At 73.3% G+C, this 8,755-nt stretch carries 9 protein-coding genes; 3 read left to right on the top strand and 6 right to left on the bottom strand.

The genetic code is table 11. From position 1 onward, the window contains the following. Positions 1-127: 127 nt before the first annotated feature. The 5 genes from ACH4SE_RS12865 to ACH4SE_RS12845 all read right to left on the bottom strand — a co-directional run bounded on the left by ACH4SE_RS12865 (position 128) and on the right by ACH4SE_RS12845 (position 5,873). On the bottom strand, positions 128-1,207 hold the full coding sequence (locus ACH4SE_RS12865) for a GDSL-type esterase/lipase family protein (RefSeq protein ID WP_398543388.1): 1,080 nt from the start codon (positions 1,205-1,207) through the stop codon (positions 128-130). Beyond that, complete coding sequence (locus ACH4SE_RS12860; RefSeq protein WP_398543387.1) at positions 1,204-2,682, bottom strand: MFS transporter; 1,479 nt, start codon at positions 2,680-2,682, stop codon at positions 1,204-1,206. Before ACH4SE_RS12860 ends, ACH4SE_RS12865 begins: the two co-directional genes overlap by 4 nt. Positions 2,683-2,893: 211 nt before the next feature. Continuing rightward, on the bottom strand, positions 2,894-3,733 hold the full coding sequence (locus ACH4SE_RS12855; RefSeq protein WP_398543386.1) for a class I SAM-dependent methyltransferase: 840 nt from the start codon (positions 3,731-3,733) through the stop codon (positions 2,894-2,896). 52 nt (positions 3,734-3,785) lie between these two features. After that, a complete protein-coding gene (locus ACH4SE_RS12850; protein ID WP_398543385.1) occupies positions 3,786-4,619 on the bottom strand; it encodes a cyclase family protein in 834 nt (277 codons plus the stop codon). A gap of 18 nt (positions 4,620-4,637) precedes the next feature. After that, a complete protein-coding gene (locus tag ACH4SE_RS12845; protein WP_398543384.1) occupies positions 4,638-5,873 on the bottom strand; it encodes a serine hydrolase domain-containing protein in 1,236 nt (411 codons plus the stop codon). Between the two features lie 139 nt (positions 5,874-6,012). On the opposite strand from ACH4SE_RS12845, the gene ACH4SE_RS12840 reads away from it, so the two are divergent. The 3 genes from ACH4SE_RS12840 (at position 6,013) to ACH4SE_RS12830 (ending at position 8,023) form a co-directional block, all read left to right on the top strand. Then, positions 6,013-6,660, top strand: coding sequence for a nitroreductase family protein (locus ACH4SE_RS12840; protein WP_398543383.1), 648 nt, complete (start codon positions 6,013-6,015; stop codon positions 6,658-6,660). After that, the gene (locus tag ACH4SE_RS12835; RefSeq protein WP_398543382.1) at positions 6,661-6,975 is read left to right on the top strand and encodes an ArsR/SmtB family transcription factor; all 315 of its coding nucleotides are present in this window, start codon (positions 6,661-6,663) and stop codon (positions 6,973-6,975) included. 70 nt (positions 6,976-7,045) lie between these two features. Continuing rightward, positions 7,046-8,023 (top strand): LLM class F420-dependent oxidoreductase, encoded by a 978-nt coding sequence (locus tag ACH4SE_RS12830; RefSeq protein ID WP_398543381.1) that lies wholly within the window; start codon positions 7,046-7,048, stop codon positions 8,021-8,023. Positions 8,024-8,057: 34 nt separating this feature from the next. Here the strand turns inward: ACH4SE_RS12830 and ACH4SE_RS12825 are convergent, their stop codons facing one another. Next, positions 8,058-8,552 carry a MarR family winged helix-turn-helix transcriptional regulator gene (locus tag ACH4SE_RS12825; RefSeq protein WP_398543380.1) on the bottom strand — a complete coding sequence of 165 codons (495 nt, stop codon included), beginning with the start codon at positions 8,550-8,552 and terminating at the stop codon, positions 8,058-8,060. Positions 8,553-8,755: the final 203 nt, after the last annotated feature.

Here is an 8,755-nt window from a genome sequence, read left to right as displayed (position 1 = left end):
ACCTCAACTACCTGGGGCGCCCCCGGGGGGGGGGGGCGCGGGGGGGGGGGGGGGGGGGGGGGGGGGGGGGGGGGGGCGGGGGGGGGCCCCCCCCCCCCCCCCCCGGACCGGGCCTGCGGCGCCCGTGTCAGGGCGCCGCAGGCGGACGCAGCAGGCCCTCCAGCGCCGGGCCGATCCGGGCGGCCAGGACGTGCTCGCCGTCCGCCGTCGGGTGCAGTCCGTCGGCGAAGTGCTCGCCGGCCTCGTCGACGGGGACGACGGACAGGCCGTCGACGACGTGGAGGTTCCGGTCGCCGAGCGCTTCCAGCACCCGGACCGCGGCCACCGTCCCGTCGCGCACCTGCTCCAGCGTCAGCCCGACCTTGTTGGGGATGCGTTCGCGGGTGGGCGACGCCAGCGGGGTGATGACGGCGAGCGGCAGGTCGGGGTGCCCGTCCCGGACGGTCTCGACGAATCCGCACACCGCCGGGCCCCAGCTGCGGGGGGAGAAGCTCTCCCGCAGGTAGACGTTGATGCCCAGTTCGACGGAGATCAGATCGGCGGGGAGGCCCCTGATCGTCCGGGCGACCACCGGGTCGAGGTGCGCCTCGCCGGCGAAGCCGAGGTTGTGCAGCCGCCATCCGCGCCGGGCCGCGGTCAGCGCGGCCCAGGTCTCGGACGGACCGGCGGCGAACATGCTGTGGGTGAGGGAGCTCCCGTAGGTCACCCAGCGCGGGCCCGGCCGCTGCGCGGGCAGCAGCGCGCGGTGCCCGCGGAAGCCGACCTGCGCCACCTGGACGTGGCCCAGGTGCGGCAGCCACACCTCGACGTCGTGCGCCGCGGACCCGGCCTCCGCCGGCTCCGCGGCGCGGGCGGGCGGCGCGAGCGGGACGACGATCTCGCACGCGCCGGAGACGGCGGCCCGCCGCACGAGGGCGCCGTCGACCCGGACGTCCACGGGCGCGCTGTCGGCGGTCACGTTCAGCCGCAGGGTCACCTCGGCGGCGTCGGTGCGGACGCCGAACCGGACGCCGGCGGGCATGGCCGCGTAGCTCGCGAAGCTCTGGGAGAGCGTGGTGGCGAGCCGTCCTCCGGGGATCCGCCGGGGCAGCCAGCCGTCCGCGGTGCGCTCCAGCTCCGCGACCCCGTCCCAGGACAGCACCGGGTCGTCGGGCGCGAGCCACTCCACCGGTCCGGCGGCGACGCCCGGCGCGGCCGTCCCGCTCATGCGTGCTCGCTCCGGAGCCCGGCGCCGGACGGCTCGGCCGCCGGGGCCCCGGTGTCGCCCTTGCCGTCCGCCGCGGCGCTCCTGGGCGCACCGAGGCCCACCGCGGACGCGATCACGCCGACCAGCGAGAAGATGCTGACGGCGACGAAGGCGTGGTGGTAGCTCTGCACCCCGGAGCCGCTGGAGCCGGCCAGCACCGCGGCGCCCACCGCGACACCGAGGCCGCCGCCGAGCTGCACGGCGGACTGGATGAGCGAGGCCGCCAGGCCCTGCTTCTCGTCCGGTACGCCACCGACACCGGCGATGTTGAAGCTGAGGAAGCTGGTGCCGTTGCCGAGGCCGTGCAGGATCAGGGCGGGCAGCAGCGCGGCGGCGTACGAGGCGTGGGCTCCGGCCCGCAGGAACAGCACGATGCCGAGGCCCTGGAGCACCATGCCGATCACGGCCGGCACCCGCAGACCGGCCCGGCGGATGAGCCGGGGCGCGAGGTTGACGGCGACCAGGATCGACGCGGCCATCGGCACGATCGCCATGCCCGCCTGGAGCGCGCTGTAGCCGAGCACGTCCTGGAGGTAGAGCAGCGCGACGAACTGCCAGCCGATGGTCGCGCAGGCCCAGACGACGCCCACGACGTTGGCCGTGGACAGGGTGCGCGAGCGGAAGATGGCGAGGTCGACGAGGGGGTCCTTGCGGCGGCCCTCGATGAGGACGAAGACGGCGAGCAGCACCACCGCGACGGCCAGGCCGCCCACGGTGGACGCGGAGCCCCAGCCGGCGTCGGAGGCACGGGTCAGGGCGAACACCAGCAGCAGCAGTCCGGCGGTCGCCGTGACGGCGCCGACGACGTCGAAGCCGCGGCGCTCCCCCTGGCGGGACTCGTCGGGGGCGACGACGCCGCGCACGAGCGTGAGCACGAGGGCGGCCACCGCGAACGGGACGAAGAAGGTGAGCCGCCAGCTGACCGACGTGAGCAGCCCGGAGAAGACCAGGCCCGCCGCGTAGCCGCTGGCGCCGGTCAGGCCGAACACGCCCATCGCCCGGTTGCGTTCGGGCCCCTCGCGGAAGGTCGTGGTGATGATCGACAGCGCGGCCGGGGCGATGAACGCGGCGGCGACGCCCTTGACCACGCGGGTGAGGATCAGCAGCGACCCGCTGGAGACCAGGCCGCCGACGAGGCTGACGACGGCGAAGACCGCGGTGGCCCAGAAGAACATGCGGCGCCGGCCGAAGAGGTCGGCCGCCCGCCCGCCCAGGAGCAGGAAGCCGCCGTAGGCGACCGCGTAGCCCGAGATGACCCACTGGAGCTGCTGGGCGTCCAGATGCATCGAGTGCTGCATCTTGGGCAGCGCGACACCCATCAGCGAGACGTCCATGGAGTCCAGGAAGAGCTGTGCGCACAGCACCAGGAGCAGCAGGTTGCCGCTGCGGCCCGTGCTCGGCACCGGCACCGAGGCCTGTGATTGACGCTCCGTCATCATCCCCACCGTTCCGTTGCGGCAGACATGGTCTGCAGCTCAATGATTGGGTCATAAACGTAGCAGTGAAATCATCTTTCTTCCAACTGTTTTACAGCAGATGGGAGATCGGTCTTCCGCCGTCCCGGCGCCTGGAAACGCCAGGGCGGCGCCCCGGCCCCGGGCGCGGTTGCCGCGCGCCCGCGGCCGGAGGCACCGCCCCGGCGGCCCGTCAGTCCTGCCTGGTGCCCCAGGCGGTGAAGACGGCGAGCGAGAGGTCGTGGAAGCCGGGGTCGTTCAGCTCCCGGTAGGCGGCCTCGAAGTCCTCGTCCGTCGCCCGGCCCGCGGCGACCGCCGCCTCCCGGGTCTGCTCCAGCGTCAGCTGCCACCACGCCGCCTCGGCGTCGCCGCCGGCGATCCGCTGGAAGCGCGCGTCGTAGCCAATACCGCTGAGCCCCTTGCCCTCCAGCGGCACCGGAAGGGTGCGGGCCCATTCGGTGTCCGTGCCCACGGCGCTCTCCAGATGGTCCCGGAAGGCCCGCATGACGGTGCGGTAGGCCGGGTGCGGGGAGTCCTGGATGGGGAAGAAGGCCGGTTCCTCCAGCAGCAGCACGCCCCCGGGCCTGAGCCAGCCCGCGAGCCGGGCCACGGCCTTCTCCGGGTCCGGCAGGTGGATCACGACGTAGCGGGTGTGGATGAAGTCGAAGCTCCCCGCGGGGAAGTCCTCGGTGTACACGTCGTGCCGCAGCACCTGGACGCCGTGCCCGGCCAGCTCGTCGAGGTAGGTGGTGTCGAGGTCGGTGACGGTCACCTCGGCGCCCTGCTCGGCCAGCCAGCGGGCGACCGAGCCGCCACCGCCGCCGACCTCCAGGACGCGGTGGCCCGCGCGCAGGCCGCGGCGCCGGAAGCTCTCGCGGGTGTGCTCGTCCAGTACGGACTCCAGCAGCCGCAGCCGCTCGCGCTCGGTGCCCACCGCATGGCTGAACACGCCGTCCCTGTACCGCTCCTCCTTCCACTCCCAGCGCTCCCGGGGCGGGTGCACGGAGGCTGACGTACCCGATGATGAGGTCACGTGCGTTCTCCTAGATCGGTTCCGACTCGGGCCCGACGGCCCGCGGAGGCACTCATACGAACGCGAGGACGCGCGCCGGACCGCCCGTTCCCCCGGCGTGCTTGGGCGCTCCCACGACCAGCGTCGCGCCCACGTCCGGGACGGTGTCCAGGTTCGCCAGGTTCTCGATGCCGTACTTCCCCGCCGGGAGCAGCACCCGGTGGGTGAACGGGTCGGCCGGGCGGGTGCCGGGCTCCAGGCTCGGCGTGTCGGTGCCGACCCCGACGACGGAGCGCTCCGTGACGAGGAAGTGCGCGGCCTCCACGGAGATGCCGGGGTAGCGGTAGTGGCCCTCCTTCTCGTCGAAGTTGAGGAAGGCCCCGGGGACACCGATCCGCTCGGACCAGCCGTTGTCGACCGCCACCACGGCCCTGTCCGGGATGCGGCCGTTGCGGCTCTCCCAGCGCAGCAGGTCGTCCACGGTCAGCTCGGTGACGTTGTCGCGCGCCGCGCGCTCGCGCACCCGTACCACCGCGAGCGGGGCGACGAGGGTCTCGGGCGGGATCTCCGCCACCGTCAGCCCGCCGTCGTCGAAGTGCGCGGGCGCGTCGATGTGGGTGCCGATGTGCTCGTTGAACGTCAGCTCGAAGGCGTTGTACTCGTGCTCCGAGAGGTTGGCCAGCCGGGTGATCCGCATCGGCTTCACGTAGAGGTCGAACACCGGCCAGTCCTCGCCCAGGACGTGCGTGAGGTCGCGCAGGACGCCCCGGGGGACGTGGACCGGGGCCGCGCCCTCCGGCCGGGGCTGCGACCGCTGTGCCTGCTCCGGCGGCTGGGCGGTGACGGGCGTGTGCCGGCTCGGCGGCTCCGGGGACGCCGCCCCGAGGATCGTTTCAGGACCGCACATGGCGATTTGCTCCCTCTCTCAGTCCACCAGGGCCTGGTTGACCAGTTGCCGCAGGCGGCTGTGCAGCGGATGGGCGCTGGACGGCATGAGCTGGGTGAAGAACAGGACGGTGATCTCCTCCACCGGATCCACCCAGAAGACCGTCCCGGCCACGCTGTGCCAGGCGTACTCCCCCGGGCTCGCCGGGACGCCGGCCGCGGCCGGGTCCTCGACCACGGCGAAGCCGAGCCCGAACCCGACGCCCGAGGTCGGCATCTCCGAGAAGACCGGCCGCCCCACGGAGGCCAGGTCGGCGCCGCCGGGGAGGTGGTTGCGCAGCATGTGCCGCACGGTGCGCGGTCCGAGGACCCTCGCGCCGTCGAACGTGCCGCCGCCGAGGAGCATCTGGGTGAAGCGGTGGTAGTCGGCGAGCGTGGTGACCAGGCCCGCGCTGCCGGACAGGCACGCGGGGCGGTGCAGCGCGCCGGCCCCCAGGTGGTCGGCCCTGACGGCGCGTCCGGTGGCGGGGTCCGCGGTGTAGAAGGCGGCCAGCCGGTCGGCCTTCTCCGGCGGGACGAAGAACGCGGTGTCGGTCATCCCGAGGGGTTCCAGGACGCGTGCGGCGTAGAAGTCGTCGAGGCCGCTGCCGGAGGCGACCTCGACGACGCGGCCGAGCACGTCGCTCGACACGCCGTAGTTCCAGGCCGTTCCGGGCTCGAAGAGCAGCGGGAAGGACGCCCACTGCTCGCAGCACTCCGCCAGCGACAGACCGGGCGGGGTGGCCCACTCGTAGCCGTTCCGGGTGTAGATCTCGTCCACCGGGTGGGCGCCGTGGAAGCCGTAGGTCAGGCCCGAGGTGTGGGTGAGCAGGTGCTGGATCCTGATGGGCCCGGCGACGGGCGTGGTGACCGGCCGGGAGGCCGGTCCGCGCTGGTAGATCCGGACGTCCTCGAACGCGGGTATGTACCGGCTGACCGGGTCCTGGAGACCGATCGTGCCGTCCTCCACCAGTGTCATCGCGGCGACGGAGGTGACGGGCTTGGTCATCGACCACGCCCGGTAGAGGGTGTCCCCCTCACTGGGGAGGCCGTTCTCGACGTCGCGGTGGCCGTACTGCGCGAGGTGCGCCACCCGGCCCCTGCGCGTCACCGCGATCTGCCAGCCGGGCAGCCTTCCGTCGTCGACGTAGGCGGCGAGGTAGCGGTCGAGACGCTCCAGGCGTCCTGCGTCCAGGCCGACCTCTGCGGGGTCGACTTCGATCTTGAGCTCAGGCACCTTGTCTCCTCGTGATCCCCGGTACCATGGTTCGCAAGTTCGCAACGTATGGAACTATAGGAACAAGGCGGCTCGCACAACAAGGGTTTCCTCGGGCCGAGTTGACATGACCATCGACCGCGAAAGGGGCCTCGGGGCCATGAGTCCACTTGACCTGTCCGTCGACGAGCTGCTCACGACCACACGGGCCGTGCGCAAGCGGCTGGACCTGACGCGCCCGGTGGGACGCGAGGTGATCGAGGAGTGCCTCACGCTGGCCGTCCAGGCCCCGACCGGACGCAACCGGCAGCACTGGGACTTCGTGTTCGTGACCGACCCGCGGCAGCGGGCGGCGCTCGCCGACCTCTACCGGGCCGGCCTCACCAGCCCGCGCGAGCCCGTGGCGGGCACGAACGTCAACCGGGGCGACTCCGCGGGCTGGGAGCGCATCGCGGACAGCGCCCGCCATCTGTTCGAGCACCTGCACGAGGTGCCGGTGCTGGTCGTGCCCTGCGTCCGGGTGGCGGACCGCAAGGACCTCGACTGGCCGGTGCGCCGCGCCAACGTCTACGGCTCGATCTTCCCGGCGGTCTGGCAGTTCATGCTCGCGGCGCGGTCGCGCGGGCTCGGCACCGCCTGGACGACCCCGCACCTGCAGTACGAGCAGGAGGCCGCCGAGCTGCTCGGCATCCCGTACGCCACCGTCGTCCAGACCGCGCTGATCCCGCTCGCGTACACGATCGGCACCGGCTTCCGGCCCGGACCGCGCGTCGCGGCGGCCGAGGTGGCCCACTGGGACCGGTGGTAGGTGCGCACGCTCAAGCACCCGCTCCGCAGCGAGATCCAGCTGACCGACGTCTTCCACGCGCTGAGCGATCCGACGCGGCTGGCCATCGTGCGCGGTCTGGACGGCGTGGGCGAGCGCTCCTGCAGCGGCCTGGACGTCCCGCTGTCGAAGTCCACGCTCTCGCACCATCTCAAGGTGCTGCGGGACTCCGGGGTCACGCACACCCGTATCGAGGGGACCCATCGCCTGATGTCGCTGCGCCGCGAGGACCTGGAGGCCCGCTTCCCGGGCCTGCTGGAGGTCGCCCTGCGGCGGGAGCCGACCCCTTCCGGCTGATCCACCCGGCCGGGAGCCCCCTGCCCGCTCGTGTCAGAACCCGCCCCAACCTGCCCGAGGGAGAGATCCAGTGGACCGGTACGGAGTGACGATCCCGCTGCGGACGGTGCCCCTGTCCGCGCACCGGCGCGTCGTCGAGCAGCTGCCCGACCTCGGCTACACCGACGCCTGGACGGGCGAGGCCGCGGGCCACGACGGCTTCACCCCGCTCGCCCTGGCCGCGGCGTGGGCGCCGTCCCTGCGGGTGGGGACGGCGGTCGTCCCCGTGCAGACCCGCGGGCCGGCGCTGCTGGCGATGACCGCCGCCACGCTCGCCGAGGCCGCGCCGGGCCGGGTGGTGGTCGGGGTGGGGTCGTCAGGACCGCCGTTCGTGACGCGCATCAACGGGATCCCCTTCGAGCACCCCTACCGCCGGGTCCGGGACACCGTGCGCTTCCTGCGGTCCGCGCTGGCCGGCGAGTTCGTCGCGGGCGTCTACGACTCGTTCACGATCGAGGGCTTCCGGCTCGCGTCCGTGCCCCGGCCGGCGCCGCCGGTCATGGTCGGCGCGCTGCGTCCGCAGATGCTCCGGCTCGCGGGCCGGGAGGCCGACGGGCTCATCATCAACTTCCTGACCGTGCAGGACGTTCCACGGGTCGTCGAGGCGATGGGGCCCGAGGGCAAGGGCAAGGAGGTGGTGGCGCGGATCTTCGTCTGCCCCACCAGGGACCGCGGCTTCGCCCGGGCCCAGGGCCGGGCCATGCTCGGCGGGATCCTCAACGCCCGTACGTACTCCGCCTTCCACGACTGGCTCGGCCGCGGGGACGCCCTCGCGGCCAGCCACCGGGCCTGGCGCGGCGGCGACTTCGCGGGGGCCGCGGCGGCGGTGCCGGACGAGCTGGTCGACGCGCTGCTCGTGCACGGCAGCCCGGAGGAGTGCCGTGCGCAGGTGGCGGGCTACGTCGAGGCGGGCGTGGTGACACCGCTGCTCGCCGTCCTCCCCTCCCCCGAGTTCGGGGCGGGTCCCGACGGCATGCTGCGGGCGCTGCGGGCGCTGGCCCCCGTGTGACGCGGCCGGGCCGCGGGGCGGACCCGGCGGCGGCTCACGCCACGTCGAGGATCTTGATCATCAGCCGGGCCAGGGTCCTGCGCTCCGCGGGCGTGAGGGCCTGGAAGGCGCGGTCGAGAAAACCGGGCACCCCGTTCTCGACATCCGCCAGCGCGGCGAAACCGTCGGGCGTGGGCACGATGACGTTGGCCCGGCGGTCCTTCGGATGCCTTTCCCGGCGCACGAATCCCGAGTCCTCCAGCCCGTCGATGCAGCCGACCATCACGCTGCGGTCGATCCGCAGCTGCTCGCTCAGCTCCTGCTGCGAGCACGGGCCGACATCGCTCAGCATCTTCAGCACCAGGTGCTGGGCCGCCGAGATCTCGTAGCCGGTCAGATCGGCGTCGATGGACTTCGCCACCAGTGTCGTAGCCCGGCACAGGCCGACGTCCGGCCGGTCCAGGGCGAGTTTGGCGAAATACTGCTCGCGCTTGATGTCGCCCACGACCCTGCTCGGCGAGGCACGGCGGATTTTCGGCGGGTTGCTCATCTGGATTCCCTCGGGCGGCTCTTCCTGCTGACAGGATAGGCGGTGCCAAGAATGTTTTTCTTCTCTATTTCTTGCACCTTACCGCCTCCGCGACCCGGTGCGCTCCCCTGATCCTGTGAGCTTCGCTGCGCGGGGCGGGGCCGGACAGGAGGCCGCGGGGCGGGGTCGCCGCGGGCCGGCGGCGGCCCCGCCCCGGTGGGCGG

The sequence above is a fragment of the Streptomyces sp. NPDC020983 genome (genome assembly GCF_044333485.1).
Taxonomy (GTDB): Bacteria; Actinomycetota; Actinomycetes; order Streptomycetales; family Streptomycetaceae; genus Actinacidiphila.
The sequence above is the reverse complement of the archived record's forward strand: the minus strand, read 5'-3'. Positions and strand labels throughout refer to the sequence as shown.